Here is a 19,516-nt window from a genome sequence, read left to right as displayed (position 1 = left end):
CGCCGTCGCCAGTGCCGTCGCCGGGTCCGTCGGCCGCCATCGCGGGACCGACCACACCCGAAAGCGCCAGGCCGAGCACCGACACGGCCAGTATCTGGGCGGTTCTCTTGGTCTTCACGTGATGACTCCATCTTGTGGGAGACATGGGGGGCGGGGCCGGCCGGCCGATCATCCGGTCGGCCGGCCCCGGTTACCACTGTTCAGTACGGCGGTCAGGCGCAGCTGATCGCGTTGTAGGCGGCGTCGTAGGTCGAGGTGACCTGCTTGCCGTCGATCGTCGCGGTCCCCTCAACCGTCACCGTGCCCGCGCCGATCTGCCCGGCCCGCGCGTTGAAGGACTGGTAGGCCTGCTTGCCCGGGGCCACGTCGGCCACGGTCTTGGAACCGTACGGAGTCGTCAACGTCACGCTCGCCGGCACATCGGCGTCGTTGACGGCCGTCACCGCAACGTACGCCGTCGTGCCCACGCAGCGGGACGAGGCGGTCACGGTCAGCGGAACGCCGGGAGAGGAAACCGGGGTGAAGCCGAACCGCTGGTTGTCGGCGTTGCTGCAGGTCCACTGGATCAACGCGGCGCCGTCGGCCTTGGAGTTGCCGTTGATGTCGAGGCACAGGCCACTCACCGCCGAATTGACCTGGTAGGCATCTCCGGACGGGATGAGATAGAAGCGCTGGTTGACCTGGTCCTTATGTCCGTCGGGATGGCAGGAGTACTGGACGAGCTGGGTGCCCGTCGCGGTCGAGCCGGTCGGCACGTCAAGGCACTTGCCGCTCTTGACGTTCTTGAGCTGGTAGGCGCCCGCGGTGAAGGGAATGGCCTCCCACTGCTGCTCGCTGCCCTCCGTCGCACTCATTTGAACGATCTTGGCGTCGTCGGCGGTCGAGGCGTTCTGCGGCGTGATGTACTTGCCGCTGTGCTTCGGGGCGATGGTGTAGACACCCTTGGCGCCTCCGCCGACCGTGATCGTCGTGACCATGCCCGCCCACTTCTTGCCGTCGTAGCCGGAGTGGAGCCTGCAGATGACCGTCCAGGTCCCTTCCTTGTCCAAGGTGTATGAGACCGGCGGCCCTCCCGGCGAGACAGCGCCCTTGGTGACCTCGAAGATGTCGCCGCCGTTCGGGTCCGGATTGCCGCCGGGCGGCACGAGCCAGACATCGTGCGGCATCCCCGCATCCGGCGCGTTGAAGTGCCAGGTGACGGTGCCACCGCGGGTGATCTCGCAGTTGCCGGGACTCCACCCCGTGCCCATCGCGAAGATGTCGCACGTCGTGGGGAGCGTCCTGCCGCCGTCGAGCACCGTGAAGACGGCGCTCTGCGGGCTGGAGGTGTTTCCGGAGTAATCGGTGGCCCGGTAGTCGACCGTGTACTTGCCCGGGTTCTTGATCGGGACCGGCGCGTCGTAGGCGGTCCACGCTGCGCCGTTGACGCGGTACTCGGTCTTTTCCACGCCGGCACAGCCGACATCGTTGGCGGTGAGCTTGAGCGTGGCCGAGTCGATGTAGGTGTTCTGCTGGCTGGGGTGGGCCCGGCCCTCGATCTGGTGCGCCACCGTCGGTGCCTGGGTGTCCTCCGCGCACGTGGTCGAGGGCTTGAACTCGATCTTGACCAGCTCCATCTTCATTGAGGAGTTGGCCTGGTTGCGGCAGCAGCCGAAGGTCCAGCGCCCCATGTAGAGGGCGCCGTCGGGCCCGAACCTGGTCGGGATCACGAAGCTGCTGTTCGGCGTGCCGAAGTGGTTGACCGGCAGCCAGTCGTTGACCCGGAGCATCTGGTTGTTGTCCTCCCGCAGGCGGACCTCCTTCCAGAACCCGTTGTCGGCGCCACGGTTGGTGATCAGCCACGAGCCGTCGTAGTAGGGCGGGAAGGCGCCGGGACCGTAGCTGTCCTTGTATCGGTAGACCGGGCCGGTGACCGGCTGCATGCCTCCGGGGCCCAGGTCGCCGAAGGCCATCGGGTCCTGACCGCCGGGGTTGCCGGGGTACTTGCGCCAGATCGTCGCCGGTTTCGCGGGGCCCGGGATTTCATCGAGGCCCTGGAATGTGGGTTGCGAGCCCTTGCCGCCCGGCGGGGCCCAGGCGAGGTCGGCCGGGATCTTGTCGAGCGAGCAGTCGTACTGCTGACCGGTCGAGGAGTTGGTCTCGTAGTTCCAGCGCCACGTGGTGTTGGTCTTCGAGTTGTCGCCGACGCAGAACGGCCAGCCCTGGAAGCCGGGCCCGTCGACCAGATCCCACTCGCAGGTGCCGGCCGGGGCACGGTTGGCCTGGTCCACCGTGTTGTCGTGGCAGTACTCGCCGACGACGACCGTACCCGGGTTGGCGGGGTCGGTGTGCACCGTGAAGGGCTGCCGGAAGCCCATGGCATAGATCTCCGGCCGGGTCTTCGGGGTCCCCGGCGGGAACATGTTGCCCTTCGGGACCGTGTAGGTCTTGTCCAGGCCGGGATCGGGGGCGCTCCCTGAGGACGGAGGCGGAATGTCCTCGATCGGTTTGATGCGCAGGACCTTGCCGCGCAGGTCGGCGGTGTTGGCCGCCGTCTTGCGCGCGTCCCAGCGCTCGGAGGCGCGATGGTCCATCGGCGGGTAGCCGTTGTGGCCGGGCGCGTTCGGGGAGGTGTCGTCGCCGACGCCGAGGTAGAGGTTGCCCTCGGAGTCGAACACCAGGCTCGCGCCGCCGACATGGCCGGGGCCGTTGTCGGTGGGGCCGCCCGGGAAGCCTGAGGGGTTGCCCGAGATCTTCGCCTTGGGCACGCGCAGGATCTCCCGCTCATCGTAGGGATGTGCCGGGTCACCGGCCCCGCCCGCCGGCGCGGGCTCGAACGCGGTGCCGGCCTCGTTCAACGTGAAGCGGCTGATCAGGTTGTAGCCGACCGTCTGCTGGTTGCCCGTGGTCGGCCAGTCGGGGTTGCGCGGGGAGTAGTAGACGTAGATGTCGCGCTTATCCGGGTTCGATAGGTCGAAGCCCGGCTCCAGGCTCATCCCCAGCACGCCGTCCTCGGAGTTGCCGTGGTCGGCGCGCGTCGGGATCGTCGCGACCGTGGTCGAGTTGTTCGGCGGGCCGTTCGGATCGTGCATCTTCACGTAGCCCTGGGACTGGTAGCCCGTTGTGGGGCCGATCTCGGTCCAGTAGAGCTTGCCGTCCGGCGCCACGTCGAGAGCCATCGGGCCGTTCGCGTTGTCGACCAGGGTCGTGCGGGTGAAGTTCGACCAGACGGTGCCCGAGCAGTCGGTCTTGTTTCCCTCGCCGGCGACCCAGCGCACCCCTCCGACGATCTGCTTGACCAGCGGGTTGTCGCCGCCGTTCTCGCTGTAACGCACGCCGAAGTGACCCTGCGAGGTCACCCAGGTCCGGCCGTCGTCGTAGGACCGCGGGGTGGCGGTGCCGTCCTTGACCCTGTCGCCGTCGTAGAGCTTGCACCACGTCGTGGGGTGGTCCTGGCCCATCTTCTGGCTGCCGGTGTTGTAGGTGCGCTCGTCGAAGGTCTCGAGCACGTGGTGGGTGCCCCGGACGCTGCGGACGAAGTTGTAGTGCTCGTCGGCGAGCTGGTAGGTGTCGGGCAGGTCTTTGGTGGAGAGGTGGTTGTGGTCGGCGACCTGGACGGTCGCGGCGTTGCCGGTCGCCGACCCATTCGAGTGGGCTGTCATCGTCGTGCCGATGACGCTGTCCGGCCCGCCGTCCCACCAGTCCCACACGGACACGCCGGCGCCGGCATCGGTCATGTTGTGCACGGCCGCGATCCCGCCGCGGTTCTGGGTGAAGCGGATCAACGCATCGCGCTGGGCCTGGTCCAGGAGCGGTCCGGGCCGTCCGCCGCCGGCCCATGACCACGACGCGTTCAGGAACAGGATCGCGTTGTATCGGGCCAGGTTATCGTCGGTGAAGATCCGAGGGTTCTTGTTCGGGTTGTCGCAGTTGTTCGCGCCGCCACCGTTGTTGTCGCAGTCCTCCCAGTCGACCTCGTAGCCTGCGGCCTTGAGAGCGGCCTGCACCACTGGGCGCCCGTTGTCGATCGCCTCTGCGTGCCGGTACCCGGTCGTGCCGGTATAGATGAGGACCCTCTTGCCGTCCTCCTCCTTGGCGAGCGACGCAAGGAGGCCTCTGTTGGCCGGCCCGGTGCTCGCCGCCGGGGCAGCGGCCGCCAGGTGGGTGCTCTTCGCTTGGGCAGTGGTCGCCGGGGCGAGCATCGCCCCGAGAGCGACCACAGTCAGGGCGGTTAAAGAACGCCTCACACTCCGCGCGGGCAGCGCGGCGTTCCGCATACCACTCACTTCCTCTCCCAATGCGGCGGCGACCAGCCCCGCGGCCGGAGCGATGTGGTTCGACGCCTGAGGTTAGACGTAGCGTCTGCGCCTTTTGTCCATGTGTCAAGGACTTTCTCCACGCAAATGAAAAAGTCGACTCCTAAGGCGGTGTCGTTTTGTTTGGCAGAGGCGTTAGTTCTCTTGAACGAGACGGTTTCGTCGGTTAGCGTCCCCGCTATGAGCGGGCAGACGGTTCACCGGCGGCTTCTCAGCGTCGCTGCGGCCACAGTTTCGATCGCCCTCGGAGCATCGGCTCTGACGGGATGTAGCGACGATGGCGGGGAGTCGAAGTCGCGGGGGCGCGACCTGACCGCGCTTCGATGCCCGATGGTGCAGAGCGGGCAGAACGGGGGCGTCAACCAGTACAGACCCGCGGAGAACGCCTTCGATACGGCGGAGCTGCTCGGCTTGGAACTCGCCGAGGCGCGTGCGAAGGCGGCCCGTCACAGCTGCGAAATCGTCGTTTCTCGCGAGGACGGCAAGAGCCGGCCCGTGCCGATAGAGATCGACCCGGCGAGGATCTACGTCTACACCGCGCAGGGCGTCGTCAGCCACATAGAAGGGGTCGGTGGTGGGCTCTAAGGCCGGCGGCCCGATGGGACCTCTCACCAGGGCTTCCGCGATCGCCGCCGGTCGGCGGTCACGGTGGGTCGTGATCGCGGTGTGGCTTGCGCTCGCGATGCTCGCGGTGCCGCTGCACGCCGAACTCAGCGAGCGGGCCGCCGACGAGAGCGAGACCTTCCTCGTCCGGGGATCGGAGTCGGCGGCGGTCAAGCGGATCGTCGACGAGCGGTTCCGGCGCGGCAGCGAGACGGCGGCGGTGATCGCCTACTTCCGCGAGAGTGGGATCACCGCGGACGACGGACGGCGCGCCGACGCCGACGCCCTCGCGCTGTGCCGGTCCGGCGCGATCCCGAACTTGACGATGGTCGCCACCCCGTACCAACGCGCGTGCGGCGAGACCGATCCGCTCGACATGAGCCCGGGGGCTTCGCTACTCACCTCACCCGACGACACCGTCATCTTGAGCACGGTCCTGATGACCGACGACTCGACGCCCGACATCGAGCAGGCGGTCGCGGCGATCCGCGAGGTGGTCCCGTCGGCCGCCGGCGACGCGAGCGGCTTGAGGGCCTTCGTGACCGGCCGTGCCGGCTTCGAGGCCGATCGGCAAGCCGCGTTCGAAGGGATCAACGGGACCCTTCTGGCGGTGACGATCGCCGTGCTGCTGCTCCTGCTGCTCGTGACCTACCGCTCGCCGCTGGTCGCCCTGGTACCGCTGGCCGTCGTCGCCCTCGCCTATCTCGTCACCGCCGGACTGGCCTACGGCCTTGTCGCCGCCGGCCTCACCGCGGTCAGCGGCCAGACGACCTCGATCCTGGTCGTGCTGATGTTCGGTGCGGGCACCGACTACTGTCTGCTGATCGTGGCGCGGTTTCGCGACGAGCTGCGCCGCGCGCGGGACGTCGAGGAGGCGATGGTCGCCGCCGCCCGGCGCACCGCCCCAGCGATCGTCTCCGCCGGAGCGATCGTCGTCGGCGCGATGATGGTCCTCGCCCTTGCCGACTTCAACGCCACGCGCGAAATGGGCCCGATCCTCGCCCTCGGTGTCGCGATCATGGTCTGTGCCAGCCTGACGCTCCAGCCCGCGGTGCTCACCGCCCTCGGCCGACGGGCGTTCTGGCCCGCGATTCCGCGTCTCGAGCCCGAGTCCGCACCCGCGGTCACGTTTTGGGGGCGCGTCGCGGGCCTCGTTCACGCACGCCCGGGAGTGATCGCCGCGGCGGTCACCGCCGTCCTCGCCGCGGGCGCGCTGGCCGGCATCGGCGCGCGTCCGGCGCTCGACTTCTCCGAGTCCTTCCGAGAGGCGCCGGACTCGGTCCGCGGCCAGCAGGTGATCCGCGACCACTTCATCCCCGGCCGGGCGGCGCCGCTTCGCATCGTCGTAGCCGAGGAGGTGGGCGGGAAGGTCCAGAGCGCTCTCACCGAAGGCACGCGCACACCGGTCGCGGGCATGCACGCGGTGGCGAGGTCGGCCGGGGCGGACGGCGACTCCCCGGGTGCGGAGGAGCAAGGCCGGCGAAGGTCCGCGAACGACTTGCTCATCTTCGATGCGGACCTGCGGATGGATCCGTTCTCCGAGCAGTCCACCGACGCCGTCCCAGTGCTGCGCGAGGTCGCTGAGCGCGCGGCCGACGGCCATACCGTCCTGATCGGCGGGACCGTGGCCGAGAACTACGATGCCCGCCAGGCACTCGGCCGTGACACCAGGCTCATCGTCCCGGTCAGCCTTGCCCTGATCCTCGTCGTCCTCGCTGCGCTCCTGCGCGCGGTGGTGATGCCGCTCTACGTGATCGCGACCGTGATCCTCTCCTTCGGCTTCGCCCTCGGCGTCGGTTCCCTCATCTTCACCCACGTCCTGGGCCAGCCGGCCTCAGACCCGAATCTGCCGATATACGCGTTCATCTTCCTCGTCGCTCTGGGCGTCGACTACAACGTGTTTCTCCTCAGCCGGATCAGCGAGCGGCGTCGACAGCACGAGACCCGCCGTGCGGTGACGGAGGCCCTTGAGCGAACCGGCGGCGTGATCACCTCCGCCGGCCTCGTGCTCGCCGCCACCTTCGCGACTTTGATGGTGCTTCCGATGGAGGCGCTGTTCCAGATCGGCTTCGTGGTCACCCTGGGCCTGCTCGCCGACACCTTCCTCGTCCGGGCCCTGCTCGTCCCCGCGCTCGCGGTGATGCTCGGCGAGCGAAACTGGTGGCCGTTCAAGCGGACCGCTGCCCCGGGCTGACGTCGCCGGTGCTGTGACCCAGGCGAAGAACCATGGAATCAGGCCTGCGAGATCCACCAGCGGACGGCCGCGGCGGCCGTCTGCGGCGGCACCTGGTGCCCGCCGCGGAACTCCTCGTACGTCACCTCGTAGCCGCTCTCCCTCAGCTCGGGGACGAGCCGCCTGCTGCACCGGTCGATCGGCAGCACCCGGTCGGAGGCGCCGTGCGAGACGAAGATCCGGGGACGGCCGTGCCGGATCATCGGCGCCATGAACCCCGGGGAGAACGCGAGCACGGTCTGGAACAGGTCGCCGTTGGCCAGCCCCAGTGACAGCGCGTAGGAGGCGCCGTCGGAGAAACCGGCCACGGCCACCGCGCGGACGTCGACGGCCACACGGGAAAACGCCTCCTCCAGCGCGGCGTCGATCCTGGAGACGTCCGCGCCGTACCCGCCGACGATGACGTCCCAGGTGGCGGAGACGGCCTGCGGCGCGAGCAGCAGCACGCCGAGATCCCCGGCCTGGGGAAGCAGCCACTCCAGCGCCTGCTCCGCGGTGCCGCCCGCGCCGTGCAGCACGACGGCGAGCGGGGACGGCCCGGACGCCGGGGCGGGCGGCACGGCGAACAGGGCGCGCCCGTCCAGGCGGTGCACCCCCGGCTCGGGCGGGGACGCCCCCCGTGCGACGGCCACCGGGCGGGCGGACAACCGGCCGTGCCGCACGCCCTCCTCGGGCCCCGGATGGGGCCGGCTCCGCTCCGGTGTGGCCATCGGCCTCACCCCCCGCCCACGGGTCTACCCCTCCTGCCCGCGGGTCACCGCGCCGCGGCCCGGCTTCAGCCGCGGGCGGCGGTGATCACCTCCGCGACCAGGGCCGGGGAGGTGACCCTGCGGACGTACTCGGGCTGGCGCAGCTCGCCGCCCATGAAGGGGTACGGGTTGCGGTGGACGGCAGGGCTGGGCTCGTCCACGAGGGCGGCGAAGTGGATCTCCCGTGCCCCGGTCGCCTCCACCACCCGGCTCACGTTGCGCGGGGTGATGCCGCCGCCGGGCATGACGACGAGCCGGTCGCCGGCCCGCTCCACCAGTTCGGCGATCAGCGGCGCGCCCTCCAGGGCGGAGCTGTCCTGGCCGGAGGTGAGCACCCGGTCGATCCCCAGCCCCGCCAGCGTCTCCAGCGCGGCGAACGGGTCGGCCGTCATGTCGAAGGCCCGGTGGAAGGTGACCGACAGACCTCCGGCCGCCTCGATCAGGCGCTTGGACACCTCGGTGTCCACCTCCCCCGCCGGGGTGAGGGCCCCGATCACGACCCCCTGCGCCCCGGCGTCGCGCACCGCCGCCACGTCTCGGACCATGGCCGCCACCTCGTGCTCGTCGTAGACGAAGTCGCCGCCGCGGGGCCGGATGATCACGTGGACCCGGATCGACGAGACCGCCGCCAGCGTGGCCTCGACCGTGCCGAGGGTGGGCGTCAGACCGCCCTCGAACAGCGCTGCGCACAACTCCACGCGGTGCGCGCCCGCGCGCTCGGCGGCCAGCGCCCCGGCCGTGCTGTCGATGCAGATCTCGTACGTCAGGCTCATACTCTCCCCCATCAGGACGTCGCCCCTCAGAAAACAGCGCTGATCTCGCCGACCGGGACTCCCCCGCCCAGCACCGGAACGGTCGTGAACTCGGCCGCCGCCGACACGTCCGCGCCCGCGGCCCGCAGCGCGGCGAGCGCGACGGCGGTCGTCGCGCGGGGGCCGCCGTCGATCGCCTTGACGGCCGCCGCCTCCCCGGAGGCGAGCGCCACGACCAGCACCCCCTCGGCGCCGCCCTTCACCACCGCGCCGGGCAGCGCCCGCATCAGCCGGGTGTTCACGTGGCCGGTCCCGCCGACGTACTCGGGGTGGGCCCGCATGGCGTCGGCGACCGCGCGCGGCGGCGTCCCCGGCGCGGACACGGCCATGGCGCGTACGGCGCGGGCCAGGCCGGTCAGCGAGATCCCGAACAGCGGCGCGCCGCATCCGTCGACGGCGACGTGGGCGGCCTTCTCCCCCGACAGATCCTCCACCACCGACCTGACCCGTTCCTGCACGAAGTGGCCGGGGTCGAGGTAGCCGGCGGTGGGCGCGCCCGCGGCGACGGCGGCGGCGAGCATCGCGGCGTGCTTGCCCGAACAGTTCATCCGCTCACGCGACGGGCCGAGGCCCGCCCTGACCAGGGACTGCCGGGCGGCCTCGTCCTCCGGCCAGTCGGGCGGGCAGCGCAGGTCGCCGAAGCCGAGCCCGGCGTCGCCGAGGATCTCGGCCACGAGCCGCACGTGGAAGTCCTCGCCCGTGTGGCTGCCCGCGGCGATCGCGAGCGCCGGGCCCTGCAGGTGGGCCCCGGCGAGCAGGCAGGCGAGGGCCTGGAACGGCTTGGCCGACGAGCGGGGCAGCACCGGCGCGTGCACCGGGCCGCGTGCGACGGCGACCTCGCCGCCGGCCGAGAGCGCGACCGCGCTGCCGAAGTGGACGCTCTCCACGAAACCGGAGCGCACGACCTCCGCGAGCGGGGCGTATTCAGCGAGGGACACGGATGATCTTCCTTCTGCGCGGGCCGCCCCTGCCCGCGACGGAGCGGTCGAGGGAACGGGCGAGCGCGGACAGCGACGCGTTGACCACGAGGTAGACCAGCGCGACGACGATGTACGTCTGGATGAGCAGGCCGTTGTAGTTGGCCAGGACCTTGCCGCTGTAGAGCAGCTCGGCGTAGCTGACCACGAAGCCCAGAGAGGTGTCCTTCAGCAGGCCCACCGACTGGCTGACGATCGACGGCAGCACCCGGCGGGCCGCCTGCGGCAGCACGACCAGCCGCATCGACTGCCCGTGGGTGAGCCCGAGTGCGAGGGCGGCCTCCCCCTGCCCCCGCTCCACGGACATGATCCCGGCCCGGAAGATCTCGGCGAACGCCGCGGCGTTCGACACGGCCAGCGGCGCCACCAGCTTCCAGAACAGCGGGAGGTCCAGGCCGTACCTCGGCAGCGCGAACAGCACGAGGTAGACCAGCAGCAGCGCCGGAATCGTCCGCACGGCCTCGACGTACGCGGCGGCGGGCAGGCGGACGGCGCGGCGCCGCGACAGCCGTCCGAGCGCGAGGGCGATTCCGCCCGCCATCGCGATCGCGGCGGACACGACGGCGGCCAGCGCGGTGGACCACAGCCCGCCGAGCAGGTAGCGCCACATGGGCCAGGTCGCGTACGGCTGCCAGCGCTCGGCGGCGAGCTGCCCGTTCGCGGCGAACTGGCGCACGGCCAGGGCCACCAGGGCGAGCAGCACCAGCACGCCCGCGACGGTGGCGAGGCGGATGCGGCGGCGGGCGCGCGGGCCGGGCTCGTCGAACAGCAGGTTGCTCACCGCGCCACCGCCAGCCGCCGTTCGAGCCGCCCGGTCACGAACCCGGCGCAGGCGGCGACCGCGGCGTACGCGAGGCCCGCCCCGACGAAGATCGGGATGGGCTGCGCCTCCAGCAGGTTCACCCGGTTGGCGGCGGCGGTCAGCTCGACCACGCCCACGGCCGCCGCGAGCGAGGTGTTCATCGTGAGCGCGATGAAGATGTTGCCGATCGGCTGCACGACCGTGCGCAGCGCCTGCGGCAGCACGACGTGCCGCAGCGACTGGCCGAACGTCAGTCCCAGCGCCCGGGCGGCCTCGCCCTGGCCCGAGGAGATCGCGTTGACGCCCGAGCGGAGTGCCTCGGCGATGTAGGCGCCCTCGTACAGCGCGATCACCACGACGGCGGTGGTGGTCAGGCCGGCCTTGAGCCCGATCTCGGGCAGGCCGAAGACCGCGAGCACGAGCAGCACGAGCAGCGGGAGGTTCTGCAGGGTCTCGACGTAGACGGTCGCGACCGTGCGCAGCACCGGGACCGGCCCGACCCGCATCGCCACGATCACGAGCCCCACGACCGCGGCGCCGGCGAACGACGCCGCGGTCATCTGGAGGGTCACGACCAGCCCCTGCCAGAACTCGGGCAGGTGATCAAGCAGCGCCGACATCAGGAACCCGGCACCGACCCGATCTCGGGCGGCGTGGGGGCCTCGCCCTGCACGACCGTGCCGAGGGAGTTCTTCCAGATGCCCTGCCAGACCCCGTTGGCCTGGATCTTCTTCAGCCAGTCGTTGACGAACGACTTGAACTGGTCGTCGCCGTGCTTGAGTCCGATGCCGTACGGGTCCTGGGTGAACGGCTTGCCCACGACCTGCAGCTCGGGGTCCTTCTTGGCGTCGGCGACGAGCAGCGTCTCGTCCTGGACGTAGGCGACCCCGCGGTCCTGCTTGAGCGCCTGGACGCACTCGGGGTCGCCGCCGAACGTGATGATCTTCGCCTGCGGCGCGAGCTTCTTGATCGCGGGGATCGCGGGGGTGTTGGCCCCGGCGATGACGGTCTTGCCGTTCAGATCCTGCGGCGAGGAGATCCCCGTCGTGCCCTTCTTGACCGCGATGGACAGGCCGGAGGAGTAGTACGGCCCGGCGAAGGAGACCTGCTCGGCCCGCTCCGGGGTGATCGTGTAGGTCTGGAAGACCACGTCCACGGTGCCGTTGCTCAGCAGCGCCTCGCGGGTCTCGGACGCCGAGTTGACGATCTTCACCTTCGGCTGCCCGATGATGTACTTGGCCAGCGCCTTGCCGAGGTCGGCGTCGAAGCCCTCCACCTCGCCGGTCGCGGGATTCTGCTGGGACAGCAGCGGCGCGTCGAGCGAGCCGCCGACGATCAGCTCGCCGCGCTGCTTGATCTTCTCCATCGTCGAGCCGGGCAGGATGTCCGCGGCGGCGGCGACCGGCGCGTCGGCGAGCACGCCGCTCCCGCCGCCCTCGCTCGGGGCCGCGCCCGGCACGGCGGAGCTCGCCGAGTCCGTCCCGGCACAGGCCGTCAGGCCGGCCATCGCCACGGCGGCGACAGCGGCCACCCGCTTAATGGACACCATCGGGGTCCACCATCCTTTGCGATCAGTGCGTGAGTACCTTGGCCAGGAAGTCCCTGGCCCGATCGGTGCGGGGCGAGTCGAAGAAGGCGTTCGGCTCTCCCGTCTCGACGATCCGGCCGCCGTCCATGAACACCACGCGGTCGGCCGCGCGGCGCGCGAACCCCATCTCGTGGGTGACGACGACCATGGTCATGCCGTCGGCGGCCAGGCCCGTCATCACGTCGAGGACCTCGCCGACCATCTCCGGGTCGAGCGCCGAGGTGGGCTCGTCGAAGAGCATGGCCTTGGGCCGCATGGCGAGCGCGCGGGCGATGGCGGCACGCTGCTGCTGGCCGCCCGACAGCCGCGCGGGCTGCTTGCCGGCCTGCTCCGCGATGCCGACCCGGGCCAGCAGCTCGTGGGCGGTCCGCTCGGCCTCGGCGCGGCTCACGCCGCGCACCTTCATCGGCGCGAGCATCACGTTCTCCAGCACGGTCTTGTGCTGGAAGAGGTTGAAGTTCTGGAAGACCATCCCCACGTCGGCCCGCAGCCGGGCCAGCGCGCGGCCCTCCTCGGGCACGGGGACGCCGTCGACGAGGATCTCGCCCGAGTCCGCCGCCTCCAGCCGGTTGAGGCACCGGCACAGCGTCGACTTGCCGGACCCGGAGGGGCCGATCACCACCACGACCTCGCCGCGCGCCACGTCGAGATCGACGTCGTGCAGCACGTGGTGCTCACCGAACCACTTGTTGAGGCCTCGTACCCGAATCATCGCCAACTTCCTTCGAAATCGAAGATAAGCCGGACCGTAATGGATGATTCTGGGCGAAGTCAACGCGATGGCGCAGAAAGTCAAGACGTGGTATTCCTTCCTCCATGCCAGGCAAAGAGAGGTTGCCGGTGCGGGGGGCGCAGGGCGACCTCCTGCGCCTCGTCGCCGCGGGCCACGCCGAATCGCGGGCCGAGCTCGCCCGCCTGTCCGGCCTGGCGGCCTCCAGCGTCTCGCTGCGCGTCGAAGAACTGATCGGCAGCGGGCTGCTGGTGGAGGAGGGCGCGGGCACCTCGCGCGGCGGCCGGCGACCCCGGCGGCTGCGGCTCAGCCCCAGCGCGGGACTGCTCGCGGTCGCCGACCTCGGCGCGCACCACGCGCGGCTCGGCCTCCTCGACCTCAGCGGCACCCCGCTGGTGGTCGAGGAGCGCCCCTGCGACATCCAGGAGGGACCCGAGGCGACCATCGACTGGATGGCCGCCGCGTTCGAGGATTTGCTGGCCGCGCACGGCCCGCCCGGGGTCCCGCTGCGCGGCGTCGGCACCGGCGTCCCCGGGCCCGTCGACCCGGCGACCGGCCGGGTCGTCGCGCCCTCGCGCATGCCCGGCTGGAACAACTTCCCCGTCGCGGACCGCCTCGCCGCGCACTTCGACCTGCCGGTGCTGGTGGAGAACGACGCCAACCTGATGGCGGCCGGGGAGGCCAGGGCGTGGCCCAGGTGCGAGACGCTGATGGTGCTCAAGGCCGGCAGCGGCATCGGCTGCGGCGTGATCGTGAACGGCGCGCTGCACCGGGGGCGGGGCGCGGCCGGGGACATCAGCCACGTGCGGGTCAGGAGCGACTCGTCGGTCACCTGCTCCTGCGGCCATGACGACTGCCTGGAGGCCTACGCCAGCGGCGCCGCCCTCATGAGCGTGCTGGGCGAGCAGGGCATCGAGGTGCGCCGGCCGGCCGACGTCGTCGCGCTGGTCGACAACGGGGTGCCCGAGGCCACCGCCCTCGTGCGCAACGCCGGGCGGCTCATCGGCGAGGTGCTCACCGTGCTGGTCAACTTCATCAACCCCGACGCCATCGTGGTCGGGGGCAGCCTGTCGCCGGCCGAGCCGCTGATCGCCTCGATCCGCGCGGCGGTGTACGAGCGGTGCCTGCCGCTGGCCACCCGCGACCTGGAGATCTCCACCACCCGGTCGGGCCCCGACGCCGCCCTGCTCGGCGCCGGATCCCTGCTGCTCGACGCCGTGCTCGCCTGAGCTCGTTCATCCGACCCCGAAGGGACGCCCCGCACGTGACCCGGTACTGCCTCTTCGACCTCGACGGCACGCTGACCGATCCCGAGGCCGGCATCGTCGCCTCGATGCGGCACGCCCTGGCCGCGACCGGGGTCGCGGAGGTGGATCACGCGCGGCTCCGCGCCATGATCGGCCCACCCCTGCAGGACGGCTTCCTCCGGCTCGGCGTGCCACCGGACCGGATCGCCGACGCCGTTCACGCGTACCGCGAGCACTACACCGCGGGCGGCATGTACGAGAACGAGGTCATCGCGGGGATCCCCGCCGTGCTGGAGGCTCTCGTCGCCGACGGCCGGACCCTGGCGGTGGCGACGTCGAAGCCGGCCGTCTACGCCGAGAAGATCCTGGTGCACTTCGGGCTCGACGGCTTCTTCTCGTACGTGGCCGGGGCGACGCTGGACGGGTCCCGGCGGCACAAGGCGGACGTCGTCCGCCACGCGCTCGGCGTCCTCGGCGCCACGCCCGAGGAGGCGGTCATGATCGGCGACCGCGGCGAGGACGTCGCCGGCGCGGCCGAGTGCGGCGTGCGGTGCGTCGCGGTGACGTGGGGGTTCGGCGACGCGGCCGAGTTCGCCGCCCCCGGCGTCGTCGCCGTGGTGGACACCCCCGCGCGACTTCTGGAGGTGCTCACCCGGACGGCGGCGGGCGATCCGCCGGCAGACGTGGCGTCCTAGCGTGGCGTCGGCCGGAAAACGGCTTCGGGGATCGGTGGCCGGGCCTCTACCGTGGACGCCGTGACGACTCAAGCGATCGTGCTCAACGGCGGATCGAGCGCGGGCAAGTCCGAGATCGTGCGGCACCTGCAGGCTGTCCTGCCGCGACCGTGGCTCGCGTTCGGGGTCGACTCGCTCATCGAGGCGATGCCCCGGTCCATGCAGGACACGGACGCGGGAATCGAGTTCGCCCCCGACGGCGCCGTGGACGTCGGGCCGGAGTTCATGGCGCTGCAGGCGGCGTGGATGGAGGGGATCGCGGCGATGGTCCGTGCCGGAGCCCCGGTGATCATCGACGACGTGTTCCTCGGCGCGGCCGCGACCCAGCGACGCTGGCAGCGCGTTCTCGCCGGACTGGACGTCCTGTGGGTCGGGGTCAGGTGTGACACCGCGATCGCCGCCGAGCGTGAGAGGGCCCGCGGGGACCGGATCCCGGGAATGGCCGCGACGCAGGCGACGATGGTGCACGAGGGTGTGGTCTACGACCTGGAAGTGGACACCACGCACACCCCGTCCCCGACGTGCGCCAAGATCATCGCTGCTCAGGTGACGACGTAGGCGCTCGCCCCTGGGTGTCCACCGGCCCGTGTCGGGCGGGACCCCACCGAGCGGGGCCCGGGCGATCACCGCGCCGGGCCCCGGGCGACCCCCGCTCTACGCCGGTTCCTTGACGGCCGGGCCCGCCGCGCCACGCTGCCGCGTGACGGGACGGCGCCGGGCCGGCAGCCCGAGCGTCGGGTTGGCCACACCCCATGCGGCGCCCTTGCAGACCAGCTCCTTGTAGACGGCGGCGAGCCGTCCGGTCAGCACGGCCCGCACGGCGCGGTCGTCGGCGGTGACGTACTGGATCAGGCCTTCCTTGCGGCCCAGTGATACGCACTGGTTGAAGTAGCGGATCGGCGCGTTCGGGAGCGGGCCGCCGGTCAGGCGCGCCGCGATGGCGTCGGCGGCCTGCCATGCGGTCGGCGTTCCCGAGGCGCAGGACATCCGCAGCGGCTTGTTCCCCGGGCCCATCACCATGGCAGCGTCGCCGATCGCGTACACGTCGGGGTGGGAGACCGAGCGCATGGTCCCGTCGACCACGATCTGGCCGGTGCCGGTGACCTCCAGGGCGGTCGCCCGCGCGATCGGGTGGACGGCGAAGCCGGTGGTCCACACGGTGACGGCGGCCGGGATCTCCGTGCCGTCCGCGGTGACGACGCGGTCGGCTTCGACGCCGGTGACGACGGTGTGCTCGTGCACGGTGACGCCGAGCCTGCCGAAAACTCTCCGCAGGTGCCCGCGGCCGTTGGGCGAGAGCCAGTCGCCGAGGCCGTCGCGGGCGGCGATGGCGACGTCGAGGTCCGGGCGGGCCTCGGCGATCTCGGCGGCGGCCTCGATGCCGGTGAGGCCGCCGCCGACGACGACCACGGCCTGCCCGGCGGTCATGCGGGACAGGCGCTCGCGCAGCCGGAGAGCTCCGGCGCGGCCGGCGATCTCGTAGGCGTGCTCGGCCGCCCCGGGGACGCCCTGGTCGTTCCAGCCGCTGCCGAGGGCGTAGACGAGCGTGTCGTAGGGGAGCTCCGCCGTGCCGTCCGCGCCGTCGACGGCGACGGTCCTGCGGCCGGCGTCGACGCCGGTGACCTTCGCGATCGTCACTTCGACGCCGGTGCCCGCGAACATGGCGCTCAACGGCCGGCGCTTGAGCTCCTGGCCGGTCGCCAGCTGGTGCATGCGGACGCGTTCGACGAAGTCGGGCTCGGCGTTGACGAGCGTGATGGCGACGTCCTCACGGCGGAGCCGCCTGGCGAGGCGTCCGGCGGCGACGGCTCCCGTGTATCCGGCTCCGAGGACGATGATGCGGTGCTGCATGCCCGTGCTCCTGTCTCGCGTGTTCGCCCCTTGAACCGGACGGCGCGCGAGTTCCTGACAGGAACGCGATGTGAAGCACCTCACACAGCGCTCAGAAGGCTTCGAACAGGGGCTCCCCATGATCGGAGGCCGCCCAGCGCGCGGTGGCCCGTTCGAGCTTGTCCGGGTTGATCTGGCTGCGGAGCGCGGCGACGCCCTCGGCGGTGACCTCCACGCACACGACGCCGACGACCCGGCCGTCGACGACGGCCACGAGGGCGGGCTCGCCGTTGGCGGTCCAGGCGTACACCTCGGGCTTTCCTCCGACCAGGGCGCGCTTGGCCTCCGCGGGTTTGAGCAGACCCCACACGAACCTCGCGACCGCGACGGCGCCCTCGAACGCCTTGGCCCGGGCCGGGACCTTCCCGCCGCCGTCGCCGATCGCGACGGCGTCCTGCGTGAGCAGGCGCACGAGCGACTCGATCCGGCCGTTCCTGGCGGCCGTCAGGAACTCCTCGACGATCCGCCGGGCGGCCGCCCGGTCGATCTCGGTGCGGGCCCTGCCGTCCGCGACGTGTTTCTTGGCGCGGTGGAAGAGCTGCTGGCAGGCGGCCTCGGTGATGTCGAGGATCTCGGCGATCTCCCGGTGGGGGTAGCCGAAGGCCTCCCGCAGCACGTACACCGCGCGCTCGTTCGGCGACAGGCGCTCCATGAGGGTGAGCACCGCGTACGAGACCGACTCGCGCTGCTCGGCGGTGTCGGCCGGGCCGAGCATCGGGTCCCCGGCGAGCAGCGGCTCGGGAAGCCACTGGCCCCACATAGGTCTCGCGCCGTGCCCGGGCGGAGGCGAGCTGGTTGAGGCACAGGTTGGTGAGGACCTTCGTCAGCCACGCCTCGGGGACCTCGACGCGGCCGGCGTCGGCCGCCTGCCAGCGCAGGAACGTCTCCTGCACGGCGTCCTCCGCCTCGCCGGCGGAGCCGAGCAGGCGGTAGGCGATGGCCTCCAGCCGCGGCCTGGAGGCTTCGAACCGGTCGACGTCGCGCGCGGTCAAGGTCATGGGCCCGATCCTAGATCCCGGTTCTCGCATGGGTCCGGACGGTGCCCGGCCGGGCACCGTCCGGACCACGCCGGCAGGTCCGCCGGCGTGGCGGGAACCGTTGTTCAGGCCACCTGCCGCGCCGGGGCCGCCGCCGCGAGGCGTACGGCGTTGGCCGCGGCGTCGTCCCACTCCCGCTGCGCGGCCAGGTCGGCCTCCACACCCGAACGGTAGGCGTCGATCTCCGCGCGCGTCCGGTCGTCGTCCCAGCCGAGAGCGGGTGCGACCAGCGCGGCGACCTCGGGGGCCGCCGCGAGCCCGTGGTCCCGTTCCTCGATGAAGACCCGGGTGCGGCGGACCAGGACGTCCTCCAGGTGCAGCGCGCCCTCGTGCGTGACCGCGTACACCGCCTCGGCCTTGAGGTAGCCCTCCGCGCCCGGGATCGGCTCGCCCAGGCCGGGCTCGGCCTCGATCAGCGCGAGCACCTCCTCGACGCAGGAGCCGTACCGGCCGAGCAGGTGCTCGACGCGCGCGACGGGCAGCCCGGCGCGCCCGGCGAGGCGGCGGCGGTTGTTGCGCAGCGCCTCGAAGCCGGCCGCCCCGAGGACGGGGACGCGGTCGGTGACCGACCCGGGCACGTTCTGGCCGAGCCCGGCCACGGCGACGTCGACGGCGTCCTTGGCCATCACGCGATACGTGGTGTACTTGCCGCCCGCGACGATGACCAGGCCGGGCTCGGGCCGGATGACCGCGTGCTCCCGGGAGAGCTTGACGGTCTCCGACCCCGCGCCCTCTTTCCCGGGGCCGCCCAGCAGCGGGCGCAGGCCCGCGTAGACGCCCTCGATGTCGTCGAGGGTGAGCGGCGTCCGCAGCACGGCGTTGACGTGCTCCAGGATGTAGTCGATGTCGGCCCGGGTGGGGGCCGGCTCGACCTTGTCCAGGTCCCATGGGGTGTCGGTGGTGCCGACGATCCAGTGCGGACCCCAGGGGATGACGAACAGCACGCTTTTCTCGGTCCGCAGGATCAGCCCGGTGTCGAGCCGGATCTTCTCCCTGGGTACGACGAGGTGCACGCCCTTGGACGCCTGGACGGTCACCGATCCCCGCGAGCCCGGCGACGCCCCCGCGAGCCGCTGGATCTCGTCGGTCCACACGCCGGTGGCGTTGATCACCTGGCGGGCCCTGACCCGCAGCTCCGCGCCGCCCTCCAGGTCGCGCACCACCGCGCCCGTGACACGCCCCCCGTCGCGCAGGAACCCGGTGACCTCGGTGCGGGTGGTGACGCAGGCGCCGTACTGCATGGCCGTGCGGGCCAGCGTCATCGTGAAGCGGGCGTCGTCGACCTGGGCGTCGTAGTACTGGATGGCCCCGACGAGCGCGTCGCTGCGCAGGCCGGGGGCCGCGCGCAGGGCCCGGCTGTGGCTGAGCTGGCGGTGGCGCGGCAGCGCGCGGGCGCCGCCGAGGGTGTCGTACAGCAGCACGCCCGCGCCGACGTAGCCGCGCTCCCACACGCGGTGACGCAGCGGGAACAGGAACGGCACCGGGCGGACCAGGTGCGGGGCCAGCCGGGTCACCAGCAGGCCCCGCTCCCTGAGCGCCTCCCGGACCAGCCGGAAGTCGAGCTGCTCCAGGTAGCGCAGCCCGCCGTGGATCAGCTTGCTCGACCGGCTCGAGGTGCCGGCCGCGAGGTCACGGGCCTCCACCAGCGCGACGGACAGGCCGCGCGAGACCGCGTCGAGCGCGACGCCGGCGCCGACCACCCCGCCGCCGACGACCAGGACGTCGAACTCGTCCTCGCTCAGCCTCCGCAGCGCCGCCTCCCGGGCGCGGGGACCCATGGGTACAGACATATCGGTGTTAACTCCCTCGTTGTTCAGGC

General features: G+C 71.8%; 16 protein-coding genes and 1 pseudogene. 5 read left to right on the top strand and 12 right to left on the bottom strand.

The window, feature by feature from the left end; all coding sequences use genetic code 11:
- Window positions 1-212 precede the first annotated feature (212 nt).
- Window positions 213-4,199, bottom strand: coding sequence for a ThuA domain-containing protein (locus tag AAH991_RS36785; RefSeq protein ID WP_346230571.1), 3,987 nt, complete (start codon window positions 4,197-4,199; stop codon window positions 213-215).
- Between the two features lie 276 nt (window positions 4,200-4,475).
- On the opposite strand from AAH991_RS36785, the gene AAH991_RS36780 reads away from it, so the two are divergent.
- Both AAH991_RS36780 and AAH991_RS36775 read left to right on the top strand, forming a co-directional pair.
- Window positions 4,476-4,880 carry a hypothetical protein gene (locus tag AAH991_RS36780; protein WP_346230570.1) on the top strand — a complete coding sequence of 135 codons (405 nt, stop codon included), beginning with the start codon at window positions 4,476-4,478 and terminating at the stop codon, window positions 4,878-4,880.
- Window positions 4,881-4,950: 70 nt separating this feature from the next.
- The gene (locus tag AAH991_RS36775) at window positions 4,951-7,092 is read left to right on the top strand and encodes an MMPL family transporter (RefSeq protein WP_346230569.1); all 2,142 of its coding nucleotides are present in this window, start codon (window positions 4,951-4,953) and stop codon (window positions 7,090-7,092) included.
- 38 nt (window positions 7,093-7,130) lie between these two features.
- Here the strand turns inward: AAH991_RS36775 and AAH991_RS36770 are convergent, their stop codons facing one another.
- The 7 genes from AAH991_RS36770 to AAH991_RS36740 all read right to left on the bottom strand — a co-directional run bounded on the left by AAH991_RS36770 (window position 7,131) and on the right by AAH991_RS36740 (window position 12,771).
- Complete coding sequence (locus AAH991_RS36770; protein ID WP_346230568.1) at window positions 7,131-7,841, bottom strand: alpha/beta hydrolase; 711 nt, start codon at window positions 7,839-7,841, stop codon at window positions 7,131-7,133.
- Window positions 7,842-7,906: 65 nt separating this feature from the next.
- Window positions 7,907-8,653 carry a copper homeostasis protein CutC gene (locus AAH991_RS36765; protein ID WP_346230567.1) on the bottom strand — a complete coding sequence of 249 codons (747 nt, stop codon included), beginning with the start codon at window positions 8,651-8,653 and terminating at the stop codon, window positions 7,907-7,909.
- A 26-nt stretch (window positions 8,654-8,679) separates the two neighbouring features.
- Window positions 8,680-9,630 (bottom strand): asparaginase, encoded by a 951-nt coding sequence (locus AAH991_RS36760; RefSeq protein WP_346230566.1) that lies wholly within the window; start codon window positions 9,628-9,630, stop codon window positions 8,680-8,682.
- Window positions 9,617-10,450: an amino acid ABC transporter permease gene (locus AAH991_RS36755; RefSeq protein WP_346230565.1), complete on the bottom strand. Its 834-nt coding sequence runs from the start codon at window positions 10,448-10,450 to the stop codon at window positions 9,617-9,619. The genes AAH991_RS36760 and AAH991_RS36755 overlap by 14 nt, the downstream gene beginning before the upstream one ends.
- On the bottom strand, window positions 10,447-11,091 hold the full coding sequence (locus AAH991_RS36750) for an amino acid ABC transporter permease (RefSeq protein WP_346230564.1): 645 nt from the start codon (window positions 11,089-11,091) through the stop codon (window positions 10,447-10,449). Before AAH991_RS36750 ends, AAH991_RS36755 begins: the two co-directional genes overlap by 4 nt.
- Complete coding sequence (locus AAH991_RS36745; RefSeq protein WP_346230563.1) at window positions 11,091-12,020, bottom strand: glutamate ABC transporter substrate-binding protein; 930 nt, start codon at window positions 12,018-12,020, stop codon at window positions 11,091-11,093. The genes AAH991_RS36750 and AAH991_RS36745 overlap by 1 nt, the downstream gene beginning before the upstream one ends.
- Window positions 12,021-12,042: 22 nt before the next feature.
- The gene (locus AAH991_RS36740; protein WP_346230562.1) at window positions 12,043-12,771 is read right to left on the bottom strand and encodes an amino acid ABC transporter ATP-binding protein; all 729 of its coding nucleotides are present in this window, start codon (window positions 12,769-12,771) and stop codon (window positions 12,043-12,045) included.
- Between the two features lie 104 nt (window positions 12,772-12,875).
- Between AAH991_RS36740 and AAH991_RS36735 the strand changes: the two genes are divergently transcribed.
- The 3 genes from AAH991_RS36735 to cpt are packed head-to-tail and all read left to right on the top strand — an operon-like array spanning window position 12,876 to window position 15,328.
- Window positions 12,876-14,018, top strand: a complete 1,143-nt coding sequence (locus tag AAH991_RS36735) for an ROK family protein (protein WP_346230561.1) — start codon at window positions 12,876-12,878, stop codon at window positions 14,016-14,018.
- Between the two features lie 35 nt (window positions 14,019-14,053).
- Complete coding sequence (locus AAH991_RS36730; RefSeq protein WP_346230560.1) at window positions 14,054-14,731, top strand: HAD hydrolase-like protein; 678 nt, start codon at window positions 14,054-14,056, stop codon at window positions 14,729-14,731.
- A gap of 60 nt (window positions 14,732-14,791) precedes the next feature.
- A complete protein-coding gene (gene cpt, locus AAH991_RS36725; RefSeq protein WP_346230559.1) occupies window positions 14,792-15,328 on the top strand; it encodes a chloramphenicol phosphotransferase CPT in 537 nt (178 codons plus the stop codon).
- A gap of 96 nt (window positions 15,329-15,424) precedes the next feature.
- Here cpt and AAH991_RS36720 read toward each other — a convergent pair whose 3' ends face one another.
- The 4 genes and pseudogenes from AAH991_RS36720 to AAH991_RS36705 all read right to left on the bottom strand — a co-directional run bounded on the left by AAH991_RS36720 (window position 15,425) and on the right by AAH991_RS36705 (window position 19,487).
- A complete protein-coding gene (locus AAH991_RS36720) occupies window positions 15,425-16,621 on the bottom strand; it encodes an NAD(P)/FAD-dependent oxidoreductase (protein WP_346230558.1) in 1,197 nt (398 codons plus the stop codon).
- A gap of 91 nt (window positions 16,622-16,712) precedes the next feature.
- The gene (locus AAH991_RS36715; protein ID WP_346230557.1) at window positions 16,713-17,420 is read right to left on the bottom strand and encodes a sigma factor-like helix-turn-helix DNA-binding protein; all 708 of its coding nucleotides are present in this window, start codon (window positions 17,418-17,420) and stop codon (window positions 16,713-16,715) included.
- Window positions 17,421-17,496: 76 nt separating this feature from the next.
- A pseudogene (locus AAH991_RS36710) lies at window positions 17,497-17,658 on the bottom strand (sigma factor); the annotation flags it as partial.
- A 104-nt stretch (window positions 17,659-17,762) separates the two neighbouring features.
- The gene (locus AAH991_RS36705; RefSeq protein ID WP_346230556.1) at window positions 17,763-19,487 is read right to left on the bottom strand and encodes a glycerol-3-phosphate dehydrogenase/oxidase; all 1,725 of its coding nucleotides are present in this window, start codon (window positions 19,485-19,487) and stop codon (window positions 17,763-17,765) included.
- Window positions 19,488-19,516 lie beyond the last annotated feature (29 nt).

It is taken from the genome of Microbispora sp. ZYX-F-249, from assembly GCF_039649665.1.
Classification (GTDB): domain Bacteria; phylum Actinomycetota; class Actinomycetes; order Streptosporangiales; family Streptosporangiaceae; genus Microbispora; species Microbispora maris.
The sequence above is the reverse complement of the archived record's forward strand: the minus strand, read 5'-3'. Positions and strand labels throughout refer to the sequence as shown.

Bases quoted from the DNA above. Each gene is read 5' to 3' on its own strand.
- AAH991_RS36715 (WP_346230557.1), bottom strand. From the start codon at position 17,420: ATGTGGGGCCAGTGGCTTCCCGAGCCGCTGCTCGCCGGGGACCCGATG.
- AAH991_RS36720 (WP_346230558.1), bottom strand. From the start codon at position 16,621: ATGCAGCACCGCATCATCGTCCTCGGAGCCGGATACACGGGAGCCGTC.
- AAH991_RS36740 (WP_346230562.1), bottom strand. From the start codon at position 12,771: ATGATTCGGGTACGAGGCCTCAACAAGTGGTTCGGTGAGCACCACGTG.
- AAH991_RS36705 (WP_346230556.1), bottom strand. From the start codon at position 19,487: ATGTCTGTACCCATGGGTCCCCGCGCCCGGGAGGCGGCGCTGCGGAGG.
- AAH991_RS36745 (WP_346230563.1), bottom strand. From the start codon at position 12,020: ATGGTGTCCATTAAGCGGGTGGCCGCTGTCGCCGCCGTGGCGATGGCC.
- AAH991_RS36770 (WP_346230568.1), bottom strand. From the start codon at position 7,841: ATGGCCACACCGGAGCGGAGCCGGCCCCATCCGGGGCCCGAGGAGGGC.
- AAH991_RS36750 (WP_346230564.1), bottom strand. From the start codon at position 11,091: ATGTCGGCGCTGCTTGATCACCTGCCCGAGTTCTGGCAGGGGCTGGTC.
- AAH991_RS36780 (WP_346230570.1), top strand. From the start codon at position 4,476: ATGAGCGGGCAGACGGTTCACCGGCGGCTTCTCAGCGTCGCTGCGGCC.
- AAH991_RS36735 (WP_346230561.1), top strand. From the start codon at position 12,876: ATGCCAGGCAAAGAGAGGTTGCCGGTGCGGGGGGCGCAGGGCGACCTC.
- AAH991_RS36765 (WP_346230567.1), bottom strand. From the start codon at position 8,653: ATGAGCCTGACGTACGAGATCTGCATCGACAGCACGGCCGGGGCGCTG.